Raw genomic sequence first — 25,601 nt, 5'->3', positions numbered from 1 at the left:
CATACATGATAAGCATACTTATCATTGTCAAAGCCCCCCTGATACCCTCTCATACATGTCACACACATCCCCCATCCTCATCTCGGGCGGCGGCATTGGCGGGCTGGCCGCGGCCCTGGTGCTCGCGCAGGACGGGCGCGCCGTGACGCTCATGGAGCAGGCGGCGAGTTTTGGCGAGATCGGCGCCGGCATCCAGCTCGGCCCCAATATTTTCCGCATGTTTGACTACCTGGGCCTCACTGAAGCCGTCAACCGTGTGGCGTTCTTTCCCACCGGCCTTGGCATGAACGACGTGCGCACAGGCGAGAAGGTTGTCCGTGTCCCGCTTGGCGACCTGGCCCGCGCCACCTATGGGTTTCCTTATGGCGTGATTTACCGCGCCGACCTGCACCAGGTGTTCCTCAATGCTTGCCGGGCCCAGCCCAACATCACCTTGCGCACCAGCGCCAAGGTGGAGTCGTTTGACCAATCGGAAAGCGGCGTGACCGTACACCTTGCAGGCGGCGAAACCGTCGAAGGCAGCGCGCTGATAGGCGCAGACGGCATCTGGAGCCGCATCCGTGAAGCCGTGGTGGGCGACGGCAAACCCCGCGTGTCGGGCCATATCGCCTACCGCGCCGTGCTCAAGCGCGAGGATGTGCCGGCCCATCTGTGGAGCGACGATGTGCTGCTTTGGGGCGGCGAGAAAACCCATCTGGTTCACTACCCCCTGCGCCGCGGCGAACTCTTCAACCTGGTGGCGGTTTTTCACAGCAACAAATACGACGAGGGCTGGAACACCTTTGGCGATACGGCCGAGCTGAACGAGCGTTTCGCCGATGCCTGCCCGCAAGTCAAGGAACTGCTGGGGAAAATCGAGACCTGGAAGATGTGGGTGCTGTGCGACCGCGAACCCGTGAAAAACTGGACCGACCGGCGCGTGACCCTGCTGGGCGATGCCGCCCACCCGATGCTGCAGTACCTCGCCCAAGGCGCCGGCCAGGCCATTGAAGACGCCGTCGTGCTGCGTGAAGCGCTGCGCTTTACCCGCGGCGATGTGCCAAAAGCCTTCCAGAAATACCAGCAAAAGCGCTACCTGCGTACCGGCCGCGTGCAATTGACCGCCCGTTTTTACGGTGATATTTACCATGCGGCCGGTGTTCAACGCGAATTGCGCAACCAGATGTTCCAGAGCGGCACCGAGAGCGCGGGTTTCGCAGGCCTGAAGTGGATGTACGACGGAATCGAGCCGTCAAAACTGTTCCAATGACGGTTTCAAAAGTCCCAGGAATTGTCATGACTCTTCTTCCCAGCACTGCTGCTCTCAGGATAATTGCTACGCTTTTGATAGCTGCTTGCGCCCATCCTTCCTGGGCTGCAGCCCAAAAAGACTTAAAAAATACGGCCTGGCCGACCAGGCCGGTGCGCATCCTGGTGGGGTTTCCGGGCGGCTCCACACCCGATATGGCGGCGCGCAGCCTGGCAGAACCCCTCAGCCACGCCCTCGGCCAACCCGTGATTGTGGAAAACAGGCCCGGCGCGTCAGGCAACATCGCGGCCGACCAGGTTGCCAAAGCCACTGACGACCATACGCTGGGCGTCGTCATCAACGGCAACCTGACCTCGGCCAAGCTGCTGTACTCCAGACTGCCCTATGACCCGGCCAAAGACTTTGCGCCCATTTCACTGCTGACCACAGCGCCCCTGGTACTGGTAGCCCCTGCGGGCCAGCCTGGCGGCGCCGAATTCTTCGCTGCCGCGCGCCAGGGCGGCAGCCAGTGGAACTACGGCTCGGTCGGCAACGGCTCGGTGGCGCACCTGGGCATGGAGCTGCTGAAAAGCCGCATGCCCGGCGTCACACCAGTTCACGTGCCCTTCGCCGGCAACCCGCAGGTGGTGACCGCCATGCTGGGCGGCCAAATCCAGATGGCGCTGATCCCGCCCGGCGTGGCCATGCCGCATGTGCGGTCGGGCAAGCTCCGGGCGGTTGGCCTGGCCGGCGGACGTTCTTCGCTGGTGCCCGAGGTGCCGCCGCTGGCCGACGCAGGCGTGACCAACGTCAACCTCGAAGTCTGGACGGCGCTGATCGGCCCGGCGGGTCTCTCCAAAGCCGCGCAGGCCCGGCTGGCGCAAGAGGTGCCGCGCATCATCCGCGACGCCGACACGCGGCAAAAGTTGTTTAACCAGGGCTGGCAGGCTGTGGGCACGTCGCCCGACGGCCTGAAGAGCCGCGTCAAAGACGAAGCCGCCATCCTGGGCGGCATCATTCAGTCGCGCGGCATCAAACTGGAGTAAATGATGCCCCCACGGTCGTTCACTTCGTGTAACTCCCTGCCCCCCGAGGGGGCCGCCAGCCTGCGGCCCGGCAAAGCCGGTTCCGCGGCTCATGCTGGGTTGAAGAATTCTTTGGACACTACCAGTGGGGGCCGCGGGACTGGCTTTGCCAGACCGCAGGCGCCGCCCCCTCGAGGGGGGAACAGGCTACACGCAGTGAGCCTGGACGGGGGTGCAACTTGATCACAGAGCCCGCACGCACCCTGCCCGTCTACGGAGAATTTGACGTTGTGGTCGTGGGCGGCGGACCCGCGGGCCTGGCCGCCAGCGTCAGCGCAGCACGGCACGGCGCGCGCACCTTGCTGGTGGAACGCTACGGTTTCCTCGGCGGCATGGGCACAGCCGGCGGCGTCACCAATTTCGCGGGCCTCTACGGCCGCAAGAATGGCCAGATGCAACAGGTGGTGCGCGGCGTGGCCGACGACCTGCTGCAGCGCATTGACGCGCTGGGCGGCCTGAACGCGCCGCAGGACGGCATGCAGGGCCGCATCCGCGTGCGCTCTTATGACGTGTCGGCCTACAAGTGCGCAGCCGACCAGTTGCTGGTGGCGGCCGGTGTGCAAATCCTTTTCCATGCCTGGGCTGCTGCGGTGGTGATGGAGGGCAACCGCATCAGCGCTTTGGTGGTCGAGACCAAATCCGGCCGCCAGGCAATCCGTGCCGCGCGTTTCATAGACTGTTCGGGCGACGCCGATGTGGCGAACTTTGCCGGCGTGCCGTTTGAACTGGGTGACGGGCATGGCAGCGCGCTGTTTCCCTCCACCATGTTTCGCGTCGGCCATGTCGATGCACCGCGTGCGCTGGCGGCTGTGGGCGAATTCAAAGCCATCAACACCCTGATGGCCGAGAGCCAGGCGCGCGAGCCGGGCCGCTACAAGTTCCCCCGCGAAGGTGCCATCCTCCGCCCCCAGAAGAACCCGACCGAATGGCGCGCCAACGTCACGCAGATACGCAACGCGCAAGGTACGGCCATGGATGCCACCGACGCGCGGCAGCTCAGCGAGGGCGAGCTCGAAGGCCGGCGCCAGATCACCGAATACTTCCGCTTTCTGAAGCATGAAGTGCCGGGTTTTGCGGATTCGGCCATCGTCGACATCGCGCCGCAGGTCGGTATCCGCGAGACGCGCCGGATCCAAGGGCTCTATGCCTTGAGCGGCGAAGACATCCTCTCGTCGGCGCGCTTTGACGACACCATCGGCATCAACGCCTGGCCGATGGAGCTGCATGCGGATGGCCGCATCGACTGGAAATTCCCCCGCAACGTGGAGGCACCACGGGGCCGCGCCTACAACGACCTGCCCTGGCGCATGCTGGTGCCCCAAGGTGTCACCAATCTGCTGGTGGCCGGCCGGTGCGCGTCGATGACACACGAAGGCCAGTCGGCCGCGCGAGCCAGCGGCGGTTGCTTTGTGATGGGTCAGGCAGCGGGTACGGCGGCGGCGATGCCGGGCACCGGGCAGGCCTTTGCCGATACCGATGTGAAGCAGCTGCAGCAGTTGCTCACGCGGGACGGCGTGTATTTCGATAACGACCTTTAAGCGGCGATCTTTCACCCCAGAGACTGGACATCCATCATGGACATGACGCCCCCTACCGCCCCAGGCCAGCCCTCAGCACCCCACGGCGCTGCACGCAAGGCCTTTTATGAAGCCATCTCGGCGCACAGCATGACGCCGCTGTGGGAAGTGCTGCACGCGCTGGTGCCGCAATCGCCAAGCACCCCCTGCCAGCCGGCGCTGTGGAAGTACGCCGACGTGCATCCCTTCCTGATGAAGTCGGGCGAGCTGATCACCGCTGAAGAAGCGGTACGCCGCGTGCTGATCCTGGAGAACCCCGGCCTGCGTGGGCAGTCGTGCATCACGCAGTCGCTGTACGCAGGTCTTCAGGTCATCTTGCCCGGGGAGGTTGCACCCAGCCACCGCCACACGCAAAGCGCGCTGCGCTTCGTGGTGGAAGGCCACGGCGCCTTCACCGCCGTAGATGGCGAGCGAACACAGATGAAACCAGGCGACTTCATCATCACCCCGAGCTGGACCTGGCACGACCACGGCCACGAAGGCCGCATGGAATCGGATACGCCCGTGGTCTGGCTGGACGGGCTGGACATTCCCATGTTGCGTTTCTTCGATGCGGGCTTTGCCGAAAACGGCACGGCCAAGCAACAGGAAGTCACCAAGCCCCAAGGCATCAGCACCCACCGCTACGGCGCCAACATGCTGCCGATGCGGTATGACGCCCCGTTCGGTGAAACCTCGCCCATCTTCAGCTACCCCTACGACCGCACGCGCGAGACCCTGCACCAGCTGGAAACCCATGGCGACACCGATGCCTGGGACGGCGTCAAGCTGCGCTATGTGAACCCGGCCACCGGCGGCTCACCCATGCCGACCATGGCCACCTTCATGCAGCGCCTGCCGGCGGGCTTTGCGGGCAAGCCGTGGCGCCAAACCGACGGCGCCGTGTTCAGCGTGGTCGAGGGCACGGGCTCCGTTGACATTGAACGGAACGGCGAAACCCGGACGTTCGAGTTCGGCCCGCGCGACCATTTTGTGATTCCGTCGTGGCACACTGCGCAATTGCGTTCGGCGCAAGGTTGTGTGCTGTTCAGTTTTTCAGACCGCCCGGTGCATCAGGCATTGGGCATACACAGAGAAGAAAGGTTGTCATGAGTTTTGTCATCACCCCACCGGCCGCAGTGTCCGTCCCTGTTGTGGGCACAAAAGACCGTTTTCCGGTTCACCGCATTTACTGCGTGGGCCGCAACTACGAAGAGCACGCCAAGGAAATGGGTTTTACAGGCCGTGAGCCGCCCTTCTTCTTCCTCAAGCCCGCAGATGCCGCTGTCGTGGTGGACGCCGGCGTCACCGGCACCATTCCCTACCCATCGCTGACCAAGAACCTGCACCACGAAATCGAGCTGGTCGTGGCCATTGGCACCGGCGGTAAAAACATCAAGGCGGCCGATGCGCAAAAGCACATCTACGGTTATGCCGTGGGCCTGGACATGACGCGGCGCGACCTGCAGGGCGAGATGAAAAAGCAGGGCCGCCCCTGGTGCATTGGCAAAGCCTATGACCACTCCGCGCCCATCGGCCCCATCACACCCGCTGCCCAGGCCGGCGATGTGGCCAATGCCGAGCTCTACATCCAGGTGAATGGCAAGGACCGCCAGCGCAGCCATGTCTCCAAGCTTATCTGGAACATTGCCGAAACCATTGAACACCTGTCGGCCGCCTGGGAACTACAACCCGGTGACCTGATTTACACCGGCACGCCCGAAGGCGTGGCGGCCGTGGTATCGGGCGACACCATGGTCGGCGGTGTGGCTGGCCTGGAGACATTGACCGTCAAGGTCGTCTGATCATTGGCAGCGGGCAGGCATATTTCACCGCCGGGCAGTTGCGCGATGAACGCGCAACTGCTTTAATCACCGCGCAAATATCCCGCTTTACCCGGGGTAACCCGCCTGCCCGGTTGCACCCTCAATTCTGATAATCGGCTTACCCGGTTTTTTGGGAGCTCCCAAATGCCAAGACCTGCTTTTTGGAGAGCCTTCTTGAAAATCCTGCAGTCCCTTGCGAAATTCTGCGCTGTGCTGGCGGGCGTTCTGCTCACGGTGATCACGCTCATGACCTGCGCCAGCCTGATCGGCCGCAACCTGCTGGGCGCTACCCTCGTCGGCGACTTCGAACTCACCGGGGTGGTCACCGGCGCGGCCATCGCGCTTTTCATGCCCCTTTGCCAGATCAAACGCGGCAACATCATCGTCGACTTCTTCACCGCCAAACTGGGCGAAACCTCGAACGACAGGCTGGACCGTTTCGGTGCGTTGCTGTTGGGCCTGGTGTTTGCCCTGTTGGCCTGGCGCACGGTGCTGGGCGGCCTCAACTCCTACAACACGCACTCTGAAACCCAGATCCTGGGCTTTCCCGAATGGACGGTATATGCCGCCATGGTTCCGCCCTTTGTGCTGACCTGCGTGATCGGTATTTGCCAATCCCTCTTCGGCTTCGGCGACGCCCATGCGCCGCACAATCCGCTGGACGAGCTGGAGGCACACGTATGAGCTCCATCACCCTGGCTCTCGTCATTTTCGGCATCATGCTGGTCTTCATGGCCGTGCGCGTGCCTATCGCGGTCGCCATGTTTACCGCGGGCGCCATTGGTTACGTGATGCAGACCGGCTGGGGGCCGTTTTCCAGCTTCCTCAACACTCAGGCCTTCGCGCGCTTTGCCAGCTACGACCTGTCGGTGATCCCGCTCTTCATCCTGATGGGACATTTCGCAACGCAGGGCGGCATCAGCCGCGCCCTCTTCGGGTTCGCAGCGGGTGTGATGGGCCGGTTCAAGGGCGGTCTGGCCATGGCGTCCATCCTGGCTTGTGCGGCTTTCGGCGCCATCTGCGGCTCCTCGGTGGCCACGGCCGCCACCATCACCGGCGTGGCGCTGCCCGAGATGAAGCGCCACGGCTACTCGGGCCGCCTCGCCACGGGTACGCTGGCAGCCGGCGGCACGCTGGGCATTTTGATCCCGCCCTCGGTGCCTCTGGTGATTTACGCCATCCTCACCGAGCAGAATATCGCCAAGCTGTTTGCGGCGGCCATGGTGCCGGGCATTATCGCGATGTTCGGCTACATGGTGGCCATTGCCATCTACGTGCGGCTGGTGCCCGGACAGGCGCCCGAAGTGGACAACGACCGACCATCTATGACGCTGGCTTCGATGCTGGGCATACTGCCCATCGCCATCATCTTCCTGATCGTCTTCGGCGGCATTTACGGCGGCCTGTTCACGCCGACTGAAGGCGCTGCGGTGGGTGCCGCCGCCACTTTCGTAGCCGCCTTGCTCAAGCGCGAGATCACCTGGGCCAAATTCAAGCTGTGCTTTTATGCCACGGCGGAAAGCTCTGCCATGATCTTCCTGATCTTTATAGGCGCCGACCTCATGAACTCCGCCCTGGCCCTGACGCAGGTGCCTAACCAGCTCGCCGGCGTGGTCGGCGGCTGGGGACTGTCGCCACTGATGGTTGTCACGGCCATCCTGCTGTTTTACGTGGTGCTGGGCGCGGTGATGGACGAGCTGTCCATGCTGCTGCTGACGATTCCCATCTTTTTCCCCATGGTGATGGGCCTGGACTTCGGCATGAGCAAGGAATACACCGCGATCTGGTTCGGCATCATGGTGCTGATGACCGTCGGCTTCGGCATGCTGGCGCCGCCGGTGGGCCTGAACGTCTATGTGGTCAACGGCCTGGCCAAAGACGTGCCTATCAGCGAAAGCTACAAAGGTGTCATGCCATTCCTCATCAGCGACACCCTCCGCACCACCTTGTTGCTGCTGTTCCCAGGCATATCGCTGTGGCTGGTGAAATACATCAGCTAGCGCCTATGGCTAGGGCTTTCACCGCTTCTCAAACCCATCCGCTTGCCTTAAATTAGTCAAATTGTTCACAGGAGACACGCCATGATTCAGCGACGAACCCTTCTCAAGACCAGCGCCGCTGCCGCCCTGGGCGCACCGGCGCTGTCCGGCCTGGCCCAGCAGGCCATAACCCTGAAGTTCCATACTTTCATGTCGCCCTCATCCAATGTCTGGCTGGCCATGCACAAGCCCTGGATGGAAAAAGTCGAAAAAGAATCCGGTGGCCGCATCAAGTTTGAAGGCTACCCGGCCATGCAGCTGGGTGGCACGCCGGTGCAGCTCTACGACCAGGCCAAAGACGGCGTGGTTGACGTGGTGTGGACATTGCCCGGCAATACGGCCGGCCGCTTCCCGCGCATCGAGGTGTTTGAGCTGCCCTTCATGATGTCCAACGCCGAAGCGACTTCCAAGGCATTTTGGGAATACGTGCAAACCGTTGCACCCGATGAATTCAAGGATACGCAGGTGCTGGCACTGCAGGTGCACGGCCCCGGTGTGATCCACACGGTCGACAAGCCCGTCAAGTCGATTGCCGACATGCGCGGCCTCAAGCTGCGCGCGCCGACCCGCCAGGTCACCAAGCTCATGGGCGTGCTGGGCGCCACGCCCGTCGGCATGCCGCTGCCGCAGATTCCCGACGCGCTGAGCAAGGGCACCATTACAGGTTGCGTGATTCCCTGGGAAGTCGTGCCTTCGGTCAAGGTCAACGAGCTCACCAAGTTCCACGCCGAGTTCGACCCCGCCGGCGGCAGCCTTTACACCACCACCTTTGTGATGGCCATGAACAAGGCGAAATACAACTCGCTCGCACCCGACCTCAAGAAGGTCATCGACAACAACTCCGGCATGGCCACCTCGGCCTGGCTGGGCAAGGTGCAGCAGGGCAACGACGTTCCCGGCCGCAAGACCGCCAGCGACCGCGGCAACACGATTTACACCGTGAGCGCGGCCGAAGCCCAGGAATTCCGCCGCAAATCACGCACGGTGGAAGTCGAGTGGGTGGAAGACATGAACAAGAAGGGTTTTGACGGCAAGAAACTGCTGGACACGGCACGCAGCCTGATCGAAAAGCACACCAAGACGACGAAAGCCTGATCAACAGGCCGCGCCAGGTGCGCTTTCATGAAACCGGGCTTATGTCCGGTTTTTTTATGCTCCACCTATGTTCTTGTGCCTTTTTTGGCCTTCAGGCCAATGAATACGGGCGCAATAAGCTCCTGATTTGATAGCACACCACTTCAGGCAAAACCTGCATGACAGCCGGGTTACTGCGGCGGCGGCTTCATTCATGGCGCGCCTGCATAAGAATCCACCCGGTCCCCGTATGGCGGGTGAGTCCGGTCCATCATTCCATTTACCCCAAGGAAGTTCTTTCATGTCACGCTTTTTGAAAACCCTGGCAGCCACCATCCTGGCCTCAAGCCTGAGCGCTTCTTTCACCTTGCCCGCTTTTGCGGCGGGCCCCATGGTCAAGACCCAGGCGCCCGGCTACTACCGCGTCACACTGGGCGATTTTGAAGTCACCGCCCTGTCGGACGGCACTGTCAAGCTGCCCGTGAAAAACCTGCTCACCAACACAACGCCGGCGAAAGTCGGCGCGGCACTGAAGCGTTCATTTTTACCTGACGCAGTCGAGACTTCAGTCAATGCCTACCTCATCAACACCGGCAGCAAGCTGGTGCTGATCGACACGGGTGCGTCCGGCCTCTTCGGCCCGACGCTGGGCAGCCTGCAGGCCAACCTCAAAGCCGCCGGCTACCAACCCGAGCAGGTCGACGAGATTTACATCACCCACATGCATCCCGACCACGTGGGCGGCCTGGTGGTGAACGGCGCCATGGCGTTTCCGAATGCCGTGGTGCGTGTGGACAAGGCGGACGCCGACTTCTGGCTGGATGAAGCCAAAATGAACGCAGCGCCCAAAGAATCCCAGGGCTTCTTCCAGGGTGCCATGGCGTCCATCAAGCCTTACGCAACGGCCGGCAAGCTCAAGACCTTTGAAGGCGCCACCGAGCTCGTGCCCGGCGTGAAGGCGCAGCCCACCCACGGCCACACCGCCGGCCACAGCGTGTATGTGGTGGAAAGCAAGGGCGAAAAACTGGTGTTGTGGGGCGACTTGATGCACGTGGCGGCCGTCCAGTTCGACAACCCGGAAGTCACGATCAAGTTTGATTCGGAATCGCCCCCAGCCGCTAAAGAGCGCGCCAAGGCCTACGCCGATGCCGCGAAAAACGGCTATCTGGTCGGCGCGGCGCATATCGCCTTCCCCGGTCTGGGCCACGTGCGCAAGGGCGCGGGCAAGGCTTACACCTGGGTACCGGTGAATTACTCGTCGCTGAAATAAGAAAATAAACGAAATACGCGTTAAGGCCAATAAAAACGGGCGCGAGCAGCTACTTTTTTGATAGCACTGCAGCAAGCCTGCCGTGCGTCCCGGCAGGCCTGGGCGGGCGCAAAGCCGCTACACTCATCTGATGCAACGACCGCCCCTGAACCACTGCCGCGTCTGCGGCACCGCCGTGGCTTATCGCTTGCCGGACGACGGCGACACAAAAGAGCGGGCCGTCTGCCCGGCCTGCCACACGGTTCACTACGAAAACCCGCTCAACGTCGTCGGCACCGTGCCCAGCTGGGGCGAGGACGGCGCGCAAGTGCTGCTCTGCAAACGCAATATCGAGCCGCGCCGGGGCAAGTGGACCTTGCCCGCCGGCTTCATGGAACTGGGCGAAACCACTTCGCAGGGCGCAGCCCGGGAGACCGATGAAGAAGCCGGCGCCCAATATGAGATGCTGGGCCTTTTTACGGTCATGAACGTGGTGCGCGTCGGGCAGGTGCACATGTATTACCGGGCGCGGCTTTTGAGCACCGAATTCAATCCAGGCCATGAGACCATGGAGGCCAAACTGTTCACTGAGGCCGAAATTCCCTGGGACGAAATTGCCTTCAAGACGGTCAAGCAGACACTGGAGCAGTACTTCGAAGACCGCCGCAAGGGTGCTTACGGCATCCATTCGTTTGATATTGAATGAAGGCCTTCAAGCCCGTGCCGGCCGTTACATTCTGCAGGCAGGGCGCCCGGTAGAATTTCTCTGTATCCGGCTGGTTCTCACCGCGGATTTTCTGCCCCCTCATCGGCCTTCCGGCAGTCTCTTTTTCTAACCTCTTCCCCGGATTTCATGTTCAACACCGCAATTTTTTTCCGCATTGCCGACGATTTTGTGCTTCCTCCGCTGGACGTTCTTGAAGAAATTTTCCAGTCCCACCGTTTCGTTCCCTGCGGCGCAACAGAGCCTGAATCCAGTGGCTGGGTGCCGCCGCGCGGTAACAAAAGCACCGTACTGCTCGAAAGCGTGGGCCGCCAGTTAATCGCCCGCCTGTGCACCGAGCGCCGCCCCGTGCCTTCGTCCGCCATCAAAGCCGCGGTGGAAGAACGCATCGAGAAATACAAGGAAGAAACCGGCCGTGAGCGTGTGGGCGCCAAGATCAAGAAGGAGTTCAAGCAGGAAGTCATGCTGGACTTGTTGCCACGCGCCTTCACCAAACGCTCGACCACCACTCTCTGGATCGACGTAGTCAACAAATTCCTGGTGGTTGACTCCGGCAACCTCACAGGCGCCGACAAGATCGTGAGTTACTTTGTGGAAGCGTTGAGCGAGGTGCCGGGCGCCCTGCCCGGCCTGAAGGCCAGCCCCGTCCAGACGCAGATGTCGGCCGCTGCCGCCATGTCGCACTGGCTGTCGACGCGCGAAGCGCCCTATAACTTCACGGTAGACCGCGACTGCGAGCTCAAGACGCCGGACGACCAGAAATCCACGGTGCGCTACTCGCGCCACACGCTGGAGATCGACGAAGTGGCCCAGCACATTGCCGCCGGCAAACTGCCCACACAGCTGGCGATGACGTGGAACGAGCGCGTGTCTTTTGTGCTGACGGAAACCGCGCAGCTGAAAAAACTCAAGCTGCTCGATGTGGTGCTGGACGGCGTTCAGGAAAGCGGCAAGGACGACGACGGTTTTGACACCGACGCGGCCATCATCACGGGGGAACTGTCTTCGCTGATTCCGGACATGCTGGAGGCGTTGGGCGGGGAACTCGCCGAGGGAGAAGTCACACCGCACCCGGCCACCTCGCCTGCTGCCGACCCGGTACCAGAGCCCGCGTAGCAAATAAGGAAGACAGGTCATGCCCCAACACATCGGTATCGTCGGCTGCTCCGCCGAAGGCGCTGCGCTTTGTTATCAAACCATCTGCGTGGAAGGCGCCAAGACCCTGGGGCCGCATGCCCATCCTGAAGTGTCGATGCATACGCCGTCGCTTTCAGATTACATGGCGTGCATCTATCGCAACGACTGGGACGGTGTGGGCGACATCATGCTCGCTTCCGCGCACAAGCTCGCAAAAACCGGAGCTGACTTCCTGGTCTGCCCCGATAACACCATTCACCAGGCGTTTGCCTACGTACAGGAACGATCCCCCCTGCCCTGGCTCCATATCGCAGAAGTCGTTGCCGAAGAAGCGGCCAGGCGCGGGTCCCGGCGCATCGGCATCACCGGCACGCGATGGCTGACGAACAGCGAGGTCTACCCCGAAAAGCTCACGGCGCGCGGGTTGCAATACCTGCGCCCCACCGACGCCGAGCGAGACGAGATCAACCGCATCATCATGGATGAGCTGGTGTATGGCGTCTTCAAGCCCGAGGCGATCGCGTATTTTCAGAAAGTCGTCGAACGGATGAAAAGCGACGGCTGCGATGCTGTCGTCCTGGGCTGCACGGAGATCCCCCTGATCATGAGCGATTCAAACTCGCCCCTGCCGACTCTGGACTCCACCCGCCTGCTGGCGCGCGCGGCGCTTGTCAGGGCGACGCAGGCCGCGCGACCTTCGCCTGATTGAAAAGATTCAGTGCTGGCCCGGCGTAGCGCGAAGCCGTGAAACGGTTGTCGGCAAATCCTGCCAGGCCGGTTCCAAGGGTGCATAGCGGCCGCGCATATACGCAGCCAGCGTTGCGACCTGGGCATCATCCAGGCTATGGCGAAACGCCGGCATGAAACCGATGTCTTTGCTCGCCGGTGACTGAATTCCCTCAAGGATCACCCGCACCAGGTTGTCGGGCCGCTCGCTGTGCAGCTTGCTGTTAAGGGCCAGGGGCACGTTCACCCCCAGCAGTCGCGGGCCGTCGCCATCGTGATGACACGATGTGCAAGCGCCATTGAACAGGCGCTGGCCAGGACCCGGTAAGCTGCCGGCAGATTGCTGCGCAGACAAGACGACCTGACTGGCACGCTGGACGCTTTCGGTTTCTGCAATTGGCTCGTTAAAAGATACCAGGTATGTCGCCATCGCACGAATATCTTCTTCAGGCAAGGCGGCCAGTTCCTTGATCACAGGCGCCATCGGGCCCGCGGCAATACCGTGCTGCGGTGAGTAGCCGCTACGCAGGTAGCGGTACAGCTCCGCAGCATTCCAGGGCACGGGCGCACGCGAGAGCGCGGTCAGCGCCGGAGCGTCCCAGCCATCCACCACGGCCCCGCTTAAAAAGGCCTTTCCGCTGCGCTCGGCACCCGCGGCATTGCGCGGCGTATGGCAGGCGCCGCAATGGCCAAGGCCGTTGACCAGGTAGGCACCACGACTCCATTCGGCAGTCTGCGCCGGGTCGGCTCTGTAAGGTGCCGGGTCATGAAACAAAGCATTCCATCCAGCCATCAGCGGCCGCACACCAAAGGGGAAGGCCAGCCGTGTGGCCGGTGGTTCTGATCGCACGGGGGGCTGGGCCATCAGGTAGGCATACAGCGCGGTCAGGTCTTCATCGCTGGTTTTGGCGAACGCGGTATAGGGAAACGCGGGATACAAATAGTGGCCATCGCGGGAAATTCCTTCACGCATGGCGCGCTGGAAGGCGCTGAAGGACCACAAGCCTATGCCGGTGTCCGCATCGGGCGTGAGGTTGGTGGTGATGATCTTTCCAAAAGGCGTATCCATGGCCCTGCCACCGGCATTGGGTATGCCGCCAGGTGCTGTATGGCACACCACACAATCGCCCGCGGCCGCGAGCTGCCGGCCGCGTTCCAGCGTGGCGGCGGTGTAAACGGATGCGCCGCTTTGCACCACCGGGGCGATGACCGACCGGCCACCTGCCAGCGCCCACACGATGCCCACAACCCCCGCGAGCAAGGCGCCTGCGCGGGACCACCAGGCCACGCCTTTCGGCCATGCCGCGCCCTCAGGTACGGGATTGGGCAACCGGGCCGGAGCCGCCGGAATGGCTGGCTCGGCCGCGAGCCCCGGGTTGAGCGCAGCACGTACGACTTCCGGCGTGAAAGGCGGCTGGCGAAAACGCACGCCGGTGGCATCAAAAATGGCGTTAGCGATGGCAGCCGTACCCGGCACCGAAGACGACTCTCCGGCGCCAAGCGGTGGCTCACCGGGGCGCGCCATGGTCACGACCTCAATCACCGGCACGTCCCGGAAGTTCAGGATGGGATAACTTCCCCACTCCAGGCTGGTCACCTGATTTGTTTTGGGCGACACCATGACCTGCTCCGTGAGTGCACGGCTGGTCGTCTGCACTACATTGCCATGGATCTGGTGCTGAACCCCGGCGGGGTTGATCAGCGTGCCGGCGTCATGCCCCACCACCACGCGCCGGACATGCACCTCGCCCGTCTTGCGATTCACTTCGACGTCGGCCACCCAGGCCGCCCACGCCGCCCCAAACCCCGGCCATTTGCTGTGCATGTAGCGGGCATACGCAAAGCCCTGGCCGCGCACGACGTCCTGTGGATCACCAGGCGCGGCCGGCTGCTGCTGCGGTGTCGTATGCGCCATCCAGCCGGCGCGCTCGGCCGTGGCACGCACCAGCTCGGCGGCGCGCGGCTCCTTCAGGTACCGCAGCCGAAACTCCACCGGATCGACACCCGCTGCTGTTGCCAGTTCGTCGATGTAGGACTCATGCGCGAATGAATTGGGCAGCGCCGAAACACCACGCAACCATGACGCCCGCAACAGCGGCGCCATGTCATTGACGGCGATGCGCATGTTGGCGTATTCGTAGGGTGGCCGGGCGGTTCGGTCGCCCATTTCATAGGCCTGCGCGACCGGTTCGATGGTGCGGGTGAGCAAGAGCGCCAGCGTGGGCGCGCCATTCGAAGGGTAGGAGGTCTGGAAGTCATACGCGGCAACCGACCCGTCGGCATTCAGGCCACCGTTGACCTGCATGAGCTGGGCTGCGCCTTTGGGCTCCCACGCATGTTCCTGCTCACGCGTCAGCTGCACACGCACAGGGCTGCCAACAGCACGCGAAAGCAGCGCGGCATCTGCCGCCACATCGTCAGCGCAATTTCGTCCGTAGCAGCCCGCCGCCTCCATGCGGATCACGTCAATGGCGACATCGGCCAGGCCTGTCAGGCGCGACAGGTCAGCCCGCAGCACGTGGGGGTTTTGGGTTCCTGCCCATACCGTCAGACGCTCCTGCTGCCAATCGGCCACGGCACACGAAGGCCCGAGGGAGCCATGCATTTGATAGGGCCATACGTAGTTGCGCGCCAGGACTTGTGCCGCGCTTGCCATCGCGGTGTCCACGTTGCCGTCGTCGACAAGCCTGCGCTGCGTGGCCGGGTTGTTGCGGATCGCCTGCTCAAGGTCGCCCAGATTGGCGAGACCGGGCCACGGCTTCCAGCTGACACGCAATTCACGCAGCGCCTGTTCGGCCTGCTCTTCCCGCTCTGCGACGATGCCGACAAAGTCGCGGATCACCACCACGGCGCGAATGCCCGGAATGTGGGCAATCGATGATTCGTCCACCGATTCCAGCGTATTGCCAATGAAGTCGCCGTGATCAGCCCCGGCATAGGGCGGCCGCACGACGCGGCCGTGCAGCATGCCGGGCAAGCGCATGTCGTGCACAAATGTCAGTGCCCCGGTGGCCTTGGCCGGGATATCCAGGCGTGCCGCGCTGGTCCCCACCAGGCGGTAGTCGGCTGCATCCTTGACAGGAGTGCCCGGCACCAGCGAGAGATGTGCATGCTCATTGGCCAGCAATGCGCCATACGTCACCGATTTATCTTCCTGCCCCACCACAGAAACAACGCCGTCTCGCACGGCGAGCAGGGAGGGATCCGCCTGCAGTACGCCGGCTGCGCGCATCACCAGCCACGCGCGTGCCTGCGCCGCCGCGGCCCGCAAAGGGACGGCATGAACCTGGATGGACGCGCTGGCAATCGTGGCCCCTTGGTTGGGCGCGCGCGTCGTGTCCCCAAGAACCATGTTGACCTGCCCGAGCGCAACGTCCAGCTCTTCAGCCACGATCTGCGCCAGGGCCGTCCGGATACCGGTGCCAAGGTCTACATGGCCGTTCAGGGCCGTCACGCTGCCGTCATCCCACACGGCAACCAGTATTTCAACGCCCTCTTGCGGATTGGCGCTGACCAGTGCAGGTTGGCCACGGGCGGGTGGAGGCGCCGGCGGCGGCTCGCGACTCACCAGCAAGACGCCGCTGGCCGCATGAAAATCGGCGCGTGTCAGGGGCGCATCGGCGCGACGCGTCATGGCGAGTTCCCCCGGGCAAGGCTTTGGCGCGTCAGCTCTGCCGCACGCAATACAGCCTTCACGATCTCCAGGTGCGTGCCGCAGCGGCAGAGATTGCCGGACAGTTCGCTGCGTATGTCGTCCTCGCCAGGTGCGGAGTTTCGCGCCAGCAAGGCGACAGTCATCATGATCATGCCGTTCAGGCAGTAGCCGCACTGGGCGGCCTGCTCTTCAATAAACGCCTGCTGGACCGGGTGAAGGGCCGCCGGCGTACCCAGACCCTCAAGGGTGGTGATTTCGCGGCCCGTCACGCCGCACGCCGGAATAACGCAAGCGCGTGCCGCCACACCGTCGACCAGCACGGTGCATGCGCCACACTCTCCCAGACCGCAGCCATATTTCGGGCCATTCAGCGCGAAATCGTTACGCAGCACCGTCAGCAGGCTGGCCTGCTCCGCAACGGGCAGCGTACGCTCCAGCTGGTTAACGGACAGTGTGACGATGAAACCCATTTTTACCGAACCAGAGCTGGCTCGCGTGGTGATTTCTCAATATCGATGAGATACGGCCTACACACTGAGATAGGCACGGCGCACTTCTTCATTTGCAGCCAGATCCGCCATGGATCCTTCAAAACGGATTTGCCCTTTCTCCAGCACATACGCCCTGTCGGACACCAGTTCGGCGAAATGCATGTTTTGCTCGGACAACAGAATGCTGACGCCGTGGGCCTTCAGCTCGAGGATCATGTTGGCCATTTGCTCCACAATGACGGGCGCCACGCCTTCAGAGGGCTCGTCAAGCAGAACCAGATAGGGATTGCCCATCAAGGTCCTGGCCACTGTCAGCATTTGCTGCTCGCCACCACTCATGCGGCCGCCGGGACGCGTGGGCATCTCGCCCAGGTTGGGAAACAGCTTGAAGAGGCGTTCCGGCGTCCACAAGGGGGCCTCACTGCCGTCGGGCCAGCGGCGCGGCGCCTGCCGCCCTACTTCCAGGTTTTCGGTCACTGTCAGGTCGGTGAAGATCCGCCGGTCTTCCGGCACAAAGCCCAGGCCCATCCGGGCAGCATGGTGTGGTTCACTGCTGGAGATGTCTTTACCGAGAAAGGCCACACTGCCACGACGCTTGTCGAGCATCCCGATCAGCGACTTCAACGTGGTTGATTTTCCGGCGCCGTTGCGCCCCATCAGGGCGACGACTTCGCCGCGCCCTACAGCAAGGTTGACGCCAAACAGTATTTGCGCCGCGCCGTACCAGGCCGACAGGTCTTTCGCCTCCAGCAGAATATTGTTGCCGTTGCCCATCACGCTGCTTCCTTTTCAATGGCCTTTTTCTCGAAGGTTTTGCCACTGCCGAAATAGACTTCCTGGACTTTGGGGTGGTCGCGGATATCCTGCGGCTTGCCTTCCGCAATCAACCGGCCACGCGCCAGCACGATCATGCGGTCAGCATAGGCAAACACCACGTCCATGCTGTGCTCGGTAAAAAGCACCGCCATGCCCCGGTCAATGACCAGTTGTTTGGTCAGCGCCATCAAGTCGTTTCGCTCCCTGGGAGCCATACCGGCTGTCGGCTCATCCATGAGCAGCAACTTGGGGTTGTTGGCCATGGCCATGGCCAATTCCACACGCTTGACATCTCCATATGCCAGCACGCTGCAAGGGCGGTCAGCCTGCGGCTTCATATTGACCTGCTCAAGCAGCGCCATGGCCTCGTCGCGCTTGTAATCAGCGGCACGGCGCCACATGGAAAAAAGCCGATGGTCTGCGGACAGCAAGGTCATCTGGACGTTCTCCACGACCGTGAGTGAAGAAAAGGTTTCGGCAATCTGGAATGTCCGGCTGACACCGCGCCGCCAGATTTCACGGGGAGCCAAGCCGATCAGCTCCTGCGAGTCCAGCTGGATGGAGCCTGTATCTGCGCGCAGCTGGCCGTTGACCATATTGAACGTGGTTGATTTCCCGGCTCCATTGGGCCCGATCAAGGCCAGCAGTTCGCCCGCTGCCAGCTCAAAGTTCACGCCATCGACAGCTCTGACACCGCCGAACGATTTACCCAGCCCTGACACCTTCAGCAAGCTCATGACTTCTCTCCCGCACCGCGGCGGCGGGCCAGCAGCTGTTTGGCAAAGCCTGCAATTCCCTGGGGGAACAGCAGCACAAGAACCAGGATGATGGCGCCCAGCATGGCTCGCCAATAGTCGGTGTTTCGCGCCACGGTATCGTGCAGCCATGTGAATGTGACGGCACCCACAACAGGCCCCAAAAGCGTCTGGATTCCGCCCAGCAAAACCATCACCAGACCGTCGATCGACTTGCTGACGTGCAGGCTTTCGGGCGAGATACTCCCTTTTGAAAAGGCATAAAGCGCCCCAGCGAGCCCCGCAAATGAGCCCGCAATCACAAATGCGACCCATTGCAGGCGTTTGACATTCATGCCGATGGCATCCGAGCGCAGCACCGAGTCGCGCGCAGCACGCATGCCATAGCCAAACGGTGAATACAGCATGCGGTGCATCAGCAAGACCCCCCCGGCCACCAAGACAAGGGTGAGGTAGTAATAAATGCGTTTGTCCGCCAGCCACTCGGAAGGCCATACACCGGTTAATCCGTTGCTGCCGCCGGTGAACACGTCCCATTGATAACAAATCGCCCAGGTAATTTGCGCAAAGGCCAGCGTCAGCATGGCGAGGTAAACACCGGACAACCTGACGCAGAACCAGCCATAGACAAAAGCACCCAGCGCCGCCACGAAGGGTGCGACGACCAGCGCCAGCTCCATGGGCATGTTCAGGCTGCGTACCAGCAACGCGGCGCCATAGGCCCCAAGGCCGAAGTAAGCGGCATGCCCAAAGGAATGCATCCCGGCAGGCCCCATGATGAAATGCAGGCTGCAGGCGAACAGGACAGCAACCAGCAAGTCAATCAGTAACACGGTGACGTAAGGGGACTGTGCCGCCAGCACAGGCATCAAAGCCAGCAACGCCAGCAGGCCCGCACAACCCCAGGCGTACAAGCGGTGTGGCCGGCGCAGCGGCTCTTCGGCCACACCTGCATGCCGGCTGGGTGCCTGTGGCCTGCCGAACAACCCCCAGGGGCGGGCTACCAGGACAACGGCCATCACCAGAAATTCCACCACCAGGGTCAGCTTGGAAAAAGAGATGCTGATGCCCGCAATTTCGACCAGCCCCAGCCAGATGCAAATGGCCTTGAGTTCGGCAATCAGCAGTGCTGCCACGTAGGCACCCGGGATGGAGCCCATGCCCCCGACCACCACCACCACAAATGCGGCGCCGATGATGTTGAGATCCATTTCCAGGTTAGCCGGTTCGCGCGGTAGCTGAAGCGCGCCGCCAAGGCCCGCCAGAAGTGCGCCCAACGCAAAAACGGCTGTGAACAGCCACGCCTGGTTCACACCCAGCGCGCTGACCATTTCGCGGTCCTGGGTGGCCGCCCGAACCAGGGTACCCCATCGGGTTTTGGTGAGCAGAAGCCAAAGCAGGCCGAGGACGACAGGTCCCGCGACGATCAGGAAAAGATCATAGGAAGGAAACTGACGCCCAAGGATCGACACAGAGCCGGTCAGGCCGGGAGCCCGGGGGCCAAGCAGCTCCTCGGGGCCCCAAAACCACAGCACGCCATCCTTGATCACCAGGCCAAGCGCAAACGTTGCAAGCAACTGAAAGAGTTCCGGTGCACGGTAAATACGGCGCAGCAACAAAACCTCGACCAGGCCGCCGAGAACACCAACAGCCAAAGCGGCAATCAGCAAGGCAGGCCAGAAACCCAAGGTATTGCCGAGAGCACTGACCAATGAATAGGCAACGTAGATGCCCACCATGAAAAAAGATCCATGGGCAAAGTTGACAATCCGGGTAACACCAAAGATCAACGACAAACCAGCCGCCACGAGAAACAGCGACGATGCACCGGCCAGGCCATTAAGCAACTGCACGATAAAGCCTGAGAAGCTCATGAACAAACCTTTTTTCTGCGGGATAGCATGGCCAGCAAGCAGCGCACAGCGGACACACCTTTAACATGACTGCGGCACCGGAACTGCCGGCCAACCGCCATGAGTGCATGCACGAGGTGCGGCACCTGCCGCCGTCAACACTTGCCTCGGTCTAGTCGGCAGCGCGCATTTTTTTCACTTCGACGTTGCTGGGCTGAACTTTTGAACCATCGATATATCGATAGTCGACCATCACGCCCTTGCCGCCTTCATTTTTTGTGCGTCCCACATAGGCACCCATGGTGGACTGGTGGTCTTCCGGGCGAAAAACCACGGGACCAAAGGGTGTTGTCACGTTCAGGCCGCGGAAAGCGGTAATCAGCTTTTCCGTATCGGTTGATTTGGCTTTTTTCATGCCTTCGGCCAGGGACTTGATGGCGCTATAGCCGACTACGGAACCCAGGCGCGGATAGTCTTTGTACTTGCCGTGATAAGCAAGAAAGAAAGCCTTGTGTTCGGGTGTCTGGATGCCGTACCACGGATAGCCGGTAACCACCCAGCCGTTGGGCGTTTCTTCCTTGAGCGGATCGAGATATTCGGGCTCACCCGTCAACAGGCTGACGACTTCACGCCCCTGAAACAGGCCGCGGGTATTGCCTTCACGAACAAACTTCGAGAGGTCGGCACCAAAAAGAACGTTGAAGATGGCATCCGGCTTGGCGTCCGCCATGGCCTGCACCACACTGCCCGAGTCGACCTTGCCCAATGGAGGCGCCTGCTCGGCCACGAACTCCACATCGGGCTGCGCGGCTTTCAGCAAGGTCTTGAACGTTGCTGCTGCGGACTGCCCATACTCGTAGTTGGGATACACCACCGCCCAGCGTTTTTTCTTCATCGCGGCGGCTTCCGGGACCAGCATGGCAACCTGCATGTAGGTGGAGGTCCGCAAGCGGAATGTGTAGCGATTGCCGTTTTGCCAGACGATTTTGTCTGTCAGAGGCTCAGCCGCCAGAAAGAAGAACTTCTTCTGCTTGGCAAAATCGGTCAGCGCCAGACCGATATTGGAAAGGAAGGAACCCGTCAGCACGTCGACTTTTTCGCGCGAAACAAGCTCTTCGGCCGCACGAACCGCATCGCCTGGGTTTGCGTTGTCGTCGCGAATAATCAGCTGGACCTTCTTGCCGTTGATGCCACCACCGGCATTGATTTCCTCAACGGCCAGTTCCATGCCTTTCTTGTACGGTTCCAGGAAAGCAGGCTGGGCCTTGTAGCTGTTTATTTCCCCTATCTTGATGACGCCTTGGGCATGCGCGTTCACGAATGAGGTGATCAGCCCGAGGAAAGCGACGGTGCTCAGCATTTTGTGGTGCAGCTTCATAAGTACTCCTGGTTGTCTTGGGTCAGATGGAAGGCGAAAGGCGATGGGTCATGACGGTGAGCGATGGATTGGCAGCCCGGGGCTACCTTAACCCATCCTCCCCCTTGATTTCACTGGTTTGAAGCCCCCCCACACGCGGCAGGGGCCGGCCGCTGTCCGTAACGACGACCGCCACCACAATTTCGTTGGCGCGGGGAGCGTCGGCGATGCGGGCTTCCATGGCATCGAAATGGCTGCGCACAAACGCGGCATCCTTGTGTCCCAGCGGCACGTCAATAGCGGTACCAAGGCCACCTCGTTTTTTGCTTGAGGGCACCAGTGCCGCGCCTTTTTCCACCGCCAGGCGCAGCGGTGCGCCCAGTTTGGGATGCAGGATCGCGGCCGCATGCTCGAGCTCGCCCGCCTCGCCCACGATGGCAGCCTTGCCGTAGCTATGGGCCTGACCCGGCGAAATCCCGAGGGCCTGCACACATTTTTGCCCCAGCAACCCACCAAGCTCCTCACCAATGTCCATCAGCGCATCGAGTTTTTCCGCGTACACCCCGGAAAAAGGATTTTCGATCACTGCCATCGCCAACGCCCTTCGTGTCGGCGGAGTGACGGTTTTCCCATTTTCGATATGCGTTTCGTCGATCTGCACAACAATTTTTCGAATCATGGCTGCCATAGTGTTTCCTTGTCTCAGTGCGTGCTAGGTATCTGGTGCATTGGCTTTAACGCAAACCATCCCATTTGGCAATGGCGCTGGCGGCCAGGCCGCCTACCCGGGCATGAATGCGCGGCCCCGTGCTCATGGCCAGAATAAAAACAATTTCGTCCGGCAAGGGGGCGCCCGGCACGCGCACCTCCATCGCATCAAAATGACTACGGACATAGCTGGCATTGATGTGCGTCAAGGGAACATCAAGCGCCGTACCCGGCGCACCCACCTTTTTTGTGGAAGGAACAATGGACAAGGCGTTACCGGGCTGGCCGGTTTTTTCCTCGGCCTGTCCACGGGCATAAGCGTTGCGATCGCCTTTCCAGCCCAGCAGTTCACGCATCGCGTACCCGCCAGGCACATGCCAGAGCGCACCATGCTCCAGTTCCCCGGCCGCGCCCACAATCGCTCCTTTTCCGTAACCCTCAATATGTTCGGCCGGCACATCCATCGCGGCGCGCAAACGCTCAGCCATCTGGATACCCACGGGCTGAAGCTGATCCATCATTGGCAGGATGTTGGGCTCATACCGCCCCGCAAACGGGTTGGTTAGCACCGCGCCAATTGCGCCGCGAAGCAGAGGCACCGGCGCTACCGGACCGAATTCATGCCGTATCTGCTCCACGTGCGTAAAAATACGCCGGATTTCAATCATGGTGTAGGGTCCATTCATTTCATTAAGCAAATACCGAACCAGCCGGCACTGCAGCCCTGTGTTTTTGCAATCGCTGCGATGTTTTATCAGAGGTGGTTATCAGCTGGTTTTGACAAACCAGCGCGGCCGACCAAATCAGTCCCGCCGCCTGCAGAGCCTGGGCGCGTTCAAGCCCGGCGCGCAGTGCACGCCGAACCGTCTCCGCCTCCAGCAACGGGACCTCAACTGTCACCAGCATTTCGCCAAGGTCGGTGTCGTCCTTCAGGTCACAAGCTCTGCTGCGTTTGATCCGCACATCGGCAACATCGACCGCATTCGCAATCATGGTGGCTGCGGCATCCGCTTGCGCGGAGGTACGCGCGAGGACTGTGACGCTGTCGGCAATACCCAGCGAAAAGCTTCGCCCTCGCCAACCGCTGGTAGCGACGCCGCGAACTGGAATTGCACTGGAAACCTCGAATTGCCCGTCCGTATGAACACCGGCCAATACCTCGTTTACATCAAGGCGTGCCAGATCCGCATACAGCCCGATTCGCACCGATTGCGCCGGCGCCAAATGCAGGGCAATATCGCCGCCGTTGTTGATCCAGGCGCGGTCTATTCCGCTATTGGCATAACAGGCGACCAGCTCCTGCGCGACCGCACCTGCAACGGCCGCCATCGGGGTGATGAAATCACGCCGGTAAGGGTGGCATGCATTCCACATGCGCCGGGCAATGCCTCCTTCCAGATGGCATTCATCCAGTACCGGCTGCCGCAGAAGATGAAGTTCCCCGACCAGCTCGCCGAGGATACTGCGGAAACGCTCCCACGCTTTGGCATGTGCGGCCTCGACCGCAGCCGGCCTTCCGTGGGCGCCAATAACGATATCCATCGGCCCGTGCTGGAAATGCCAGCGCCCATCGGGAAGTTGCATGCGTTGAGGGTTCATGTGCAAGCGCCTCAGCCCAATAAGGGAGGACGCGCCAGAGGCCAAGGGTTGGCGGAAGGCAGTTTGGCCCATTCCAGGGCTACAGGTGCACCCTCGTTGTGCCAGGCACCGCGACGCAACACATCCTCCAGCGTGCGCACATAGTCCATGTGCCCGCCCAGCGCGCGATAGTCGTCAAGCTTCATGCTGAATTCAATGGGAGCTACGATGGCCGGCGTGGGAACGGTTCCGAAGCTGTTGTCCGGCATGCGCATGACATCAGCCATCACGGTGATCCCTCCACCGGGCCAGACGTAGGCAGGAGCCCCACCACAGGTCACATTCACCAGGGAATTCTTGATGGCGCGGGTCAGCAAAACCGGATTTTCAGTAACGCCCGCCCGCAGGCTGCCGCCGGCTCCGGCAAGAAAGAGCACCGTCGCCAGCGAGGGCTCGCAGTTTTCACCGATACGCTCAACGACATGGCGTACTTCCGTCGGCATCTCTTGCTCAACGGGAACGAGCTCCTCATTGAGCACATACCAGCTTGCATGCTCACCGGTAGTGGATGTCATCAACAGGCGCAGGCCTGGCCAGGCGACGTTCCCGTCCCATGCCTCAATGATGGACAGGGGATCGGCGATATCTGTCCCACCCCAGCCCGTTCCGGGATTGGCCACCTGAAAATATCGCCCCGGCGTGGACTTTCGTCCGCGCATCCGGATACCTGACGCACGCATATCGAGACAACGCCCCGCCTGATGCTCGGTCAGCACACCGGTAATGTGATCGTCGACCACCACCACCTCGTCAAGCTTGCCGAATAACTGCTTCGCAAAAATTCCGACCGTAGCCGACCCGCAACCCACGCGCATGCGTTCTTCCTCAACGCCATTCACGACAGGCGCACGGCCAGCCTGAATCAGTATCTGGGAACCACCGTCAATCGTGAACTCCACGGCCTGCTTGTTACCGAGCACCTTCATCATTTCGACCGTGACACGGCCCTCTTTCTTGCTGCCTCCCGTCAGGTGGTGCACCCCCCCCAGGGACAACATCTGCGAGCCATACTCGGCCGTCGTCACATGCCCGATTACCTCCCCCTTGCAGCGTACATTGGCCTGCTCGGAACCCAGGAAGCGGTCAGTGTCAATTTTCACCTTGAAGCTGCAGTAGCTGAAAATTCCTTCGGTGACCACAGTGACCAGATCAACACCGGCCGCTTTCGATGAAACGATAAATGGCGCTGGCTTGTAGTCGGGATAGGTTGTGGACGAACCCACACCCGTGACAAAGACTTCGTCAGCCAGCAGAAGATCGCCATCCCACGAAACCACTGACGCACCATCCACGTCACCGGACAGATTCTCCGGCGCGGAAAGTCCGGCATCAGTGCGCCCCGCAAACGGCACAATATGCGCCCCCTCGCCGGACAGCGTACGGCGCAACAGCAACACCGGGTCGACCCGGACAAGCGTTCCGCCATGGTTGGCATAGCGATCGCAGGCTCCGCTGCGGCCCTCGGAAATCTGGCATAGAACCGGGCAGGCATTGCACTCGATTTTCTCGCTGTTCATTCGCTCGTTTCGCGGCCGGGCCTTTTCCAAAACCTGCGGAAACGTCAAGGCATCCATGCCTGGCAAGCCGTCCGTCTTTGTATGTTCAGTCATCGTGCTCGTCTTTCTGCCGCCTTCACCATTCCGGGGCGAATTCACCAATGTAGTGCTCACTTAATTTACATGTT

Annotated in this window: 22 protein-coding genes; 12 read left to right on the top strand and 10 right to left on the bottom strand. The window is 61.6% G+C overall.

What is annotated here, in order from left to right; all coding sequences use genetic code 11:
- Positions 1 to 55 precede the first annotated feature (55 nt).
- The 12 genes from AC1DYQ_RS02590 to AC1DYQ_RS02535 all read left to right on the top strand — a co-directional run bounded on the left by AC1DYQ_RS02590 (position 56) and on the right by AC1DYQ_RS02535 (position 12,627).
- Positions 56 to 1,249 (top strand): 3-hydroxybenzoate 6-monooxygenase, encoded by a 1,194-nt coding sequence (locus AC1DYQ_RS02590; RefSeq protein ID WP_477685441.1) that lies wholly within the window; start codon positions 56 to 58, stop codon positions 1,247 to 1,249.
- A 26-nt stretch (positions 1,250 to 1,275) separates the two neighbouring features.
- On the top strand, positions 1,276 to 2,274 hold the full coding sequence (locus AC1DYQ_RS02585; RefSeq protein WP_477685440.1) for a Bug family tripartite tricarboxylate transporter substrate binding protein: 999 nt from the start codon (positions 1,276 to 1,278) through the stop codon (positions 2,272 to 2,274).
- 218 nt (positions 2,275 to 2,492) lie between these two features.
- Positions 2,493 to 3,851 (top strand): FAD-dependent oxidoreductase, encoded by a 1,359-nt coding sequence (locus AC1DYQ_RS02580; RefSeq protein ID WP_477685439.1) that lies wholly within the window; start codon positions 2,493 to 2,495, stop codon positions 3,849 to 3,851.
- 36 nt (positions 3,852 to 3,887) lie between these two features.
- Complete coding sequence (gene gtdA / locus AC1DYQ_RS02575; protein WP_477685438.1) at positions 3,888 to 4,982, top strand: gentisate 1,2-dioxygenase; 1,095 nt, start codon at positions 3,888 to 3,890, stop codon at positions 4,980 to 4,982.
- Entirely contained in the window at positions 4,979 to 5,674 is a 696-nt protein-coding gene (locus tag AC1DYQ_RS02570; RefSeq protein WP_477685437.1) for a fumarylacetoacetate hydrolase family protein, read from the top strand. Before gtdA ends, AC1DYQ_RS02570 begins: the two co-directional genes overlap by 4 nt.
- Positions 5,675 to 5,869: 195 nt before the next feature.
- Entirely contained in the window at positions 5,870 to 6,379 is a 510-nt protein-coding gene (locus AC1DYQ_RS02565) for a TRAP transporter small permease (RefSeq protein WP_477685436.1), read from the top strand.
- Positions 6,376 to 7,695 carry a TRAP transporter large permease gene (locus AC1DYQ_RS02560; RefSeq protein ID WP_477685435.1) on the top strand — a complete coding sequence of 440 codons (1,320 nt, stop codon included), beginning with the start codon at positions 6,376 to 6,378 and terminating at the stop codon, positions 7,693 to 7,695. Before AC1DYQ_RS02565 ends, AC1DYQ_RS02560 begins: the two co-directional genes overlap by 4 nt.
- 81 nt (positions 7,696 to 7,776) lie before the next feature.
- Positions 7,777 to 8,829: a TRAP transporter substrate-binding protein gene (locus tag AC1DYQ_RS02555; protein ID WP_477685434.1), complete on the top strand. Its 1,053-nt coding sequence runs from the start codon at positions 7,777 to 7,779 to the stop codon at positions 8,827 to 8,829.
- Positions 8,830 to 9,109: 280 nt separating this feature from the next.
- A complete protein-coding gene (locus AC1DYQ_RS02550) occupies positions 9,110 to 10,078 on the top strand; it encodes an MBL fold metallo-hydrolase (RefSeq protein ID WP_477685433.1) in 969 nt (322 codons plus the stop codon).
- 130 nt (positions 10,079 to 10,208) lie between these two features.
- Positions 10,209 to 10,763, top strand: a complete 555-nt coding sequence (locus tag AC1DYQ_RS02545; RefSeq protein WP_477646458.1) for an NUDIX hydrolase — start codon at positions 10,209 to 10,211, stop codon at positions 10,761 to 10,763.
- 147 nt (positions 10,764 to 10,910) lie between these two features.
- Positions 10,911 to 11,897 carry a recombination-associated protein RdgC gene (locus AC1DYQ_RS02540; protein WP_477685432.1) on the top strand — a complete coding sequence of 329 codons (987 nt, stop codon included), beginning with the start codon at positions 10,911 to 10,913 and terminating at the stop codon, positions 11,895 to 11,897.
- Between the two features lie 19 nt (positions 11,898 to 11,916).
- The gene (locus AC1DYQ_RS02535; RefSeq protein ID WP_477685431.1) at positions 11,917 to 12,627 is read left to right on the top strand and encodes an aspartate/glutamate racemase family protein; all 711 of its coding nucleotides are present in this window, start codon (positions 11,917 to 11,919) and stop codon (positions 12,625 to 12,627) included.
- Positions 12,628 to 12,633: 6 nt separating this feature from the next.
- On the opposite strand, the gene AC1DYQ_RS02530 is transcribed toward AC1DYQ_RS02535, so the two are convergent.
- From AC1DYQ_RS02530 to AC1DYQ_RS02485, 10 genes are all read right to left on the bottom strand, one after another.
- Positions 12,634 to 16,278 (bottom strand): molybdopterin cofactor-binding domain-containing protein, encoded by a 3,645-nt coding sequence (locus AC1DYQ_RS02530; RefSeq protein ID WP_477685430.1) that lies wholly within the window; start codon positions 16,276 to 16,278, stop codon positions 12,634 to 12,636.
- Positions 16,275 to 16,769, bottom strand: coding sequence for a (2Fe-2S)-binding protein (locus AC1DYQ_RS02525; RefSeq protein ID WP_477685429.1), 495 nt, complete (start codon positions 16,767 to 16,769; stop codon positions 16,275 to 16,277). The genes AC1DYQ_RS02530 and AC1DYQ_RS02525 overlap by 4 nt, the downstream gene beginning before the upstream one ends.
- 57 nt (positions 16,770 to 16,826) lie before the next feature.
- On the bottom strand, positions 16,827 to 17,564 hold the full coding sequence (locus AC1DYQ_RS02520; protein ID WP_477646605.1) for an ABC transporter ATP-binding protein: 738 nt from the start codon (positions 17,562 to 17,564) through the stop codon (positions 16,827 to 16,829).
- The gene (locus AC1DYQ_RS02515; RefSeq protein WP_477685428.1) at positions 17,564 to 18,343 is read right to left on the bottom strand and encodes an ABC transporter ATP-binding protein; all 780 of its coding nucleotides are present in this window, start codon (positions 18,341 to 18,343) and stop codon (positions 17,564 to 17,566) included. The genes AC1DYQ_RS02520 and AC1DYQ_RS02515 overlap by 1 nt, the downstream gene beginning before the upstream one ends.
- Positions 18,340 to 20,235 (bottom strand): ABC transporter permease, encoded by a 1,896-nt coding sequence (locus AC1DYQ_RS02510; RefSeq protein ID WP_477685427.1) that lies wholly within the window; start codon positions 20,233 to 20,235, stop codon positions 18,340 to 18,342. Before AC1DYQ_RS02510 ends, AC1DYQ_RS02515 begins: the two co-directional genes overlap by 4 nt.
- Positions 20,236 to 20,386: 151 nt before the next feature.
- Complete coding sequence (locus AC1DYQ_RS02505) at positions 20,387 to 21,592, bottom strand: ABC transporter substrate-binding protein (protein ID WP_477685426.1); 1,206 nt, start codon at positions 21,590 to 21,592, stop codon at positions 20,387 to 20,389.
- Positions 21,593 to 21,674: 82 nt separating this feature from the next.
- On the bottom strand, positions 21,675 to 22,259 hold the full coding sequence (locus AC1DYQ_RS02500; protein ID WP_477685425.1) for an amino acid synthesis family protein: 585 nt from the start codon (positions 22,257 to 22,259) through the stop codon (positions 21,675 to 21,677).
- 46 nt (positions 22,260 to 22,305) lie between these two features.
- Complete coding sequence (locus AC1DYQ_RS02495; protein WP_477685424.1) at positions 22,306 to 22,947, bottom strand: amino acid synthesis family protein; 642 nt, start codon at positions 22,945 to 22,947, stop codon at positions 22,306 to 22,308.
- 22 nt (positions 22,948 to 22,969) lie between these two features.
- Positions 22,970 to 23,878: a UPF0280 family protein gene (locus AC1DYQ_RS02490; protein ID WP_477685423.1), complete on the bottom strand. Its 909-nt coding sequence runs from the start codon at positions 23,876 to 23,878 to the stop codon at positions 22,970 to 22,972.
- Positions 23,879 to 23,889: 11 nt separating this feature from the next.
- A complete protein-coding gene (locus tag AC1DYQ_RS02485; protein ID WP_477685852.1) occupies positions 23,890 to 25,527 on the bottom strand; it encodes a 6-hydroxynicotinate reductase in 1,638 nt (545 codons plus the stop codon).
- Between the last annotated feature and the right edge of the window lie 74 nt (positions 25,528 to 25,601).

It is taken from the genome of Polaromonas sp. P1_F4, from assembly GCF_056405675.1.
The sequence above is the reverse complement of the archived record's forward strand: the minus strand, read 5'-3'. Positions and strand labels throughout refer to the sequence as shown.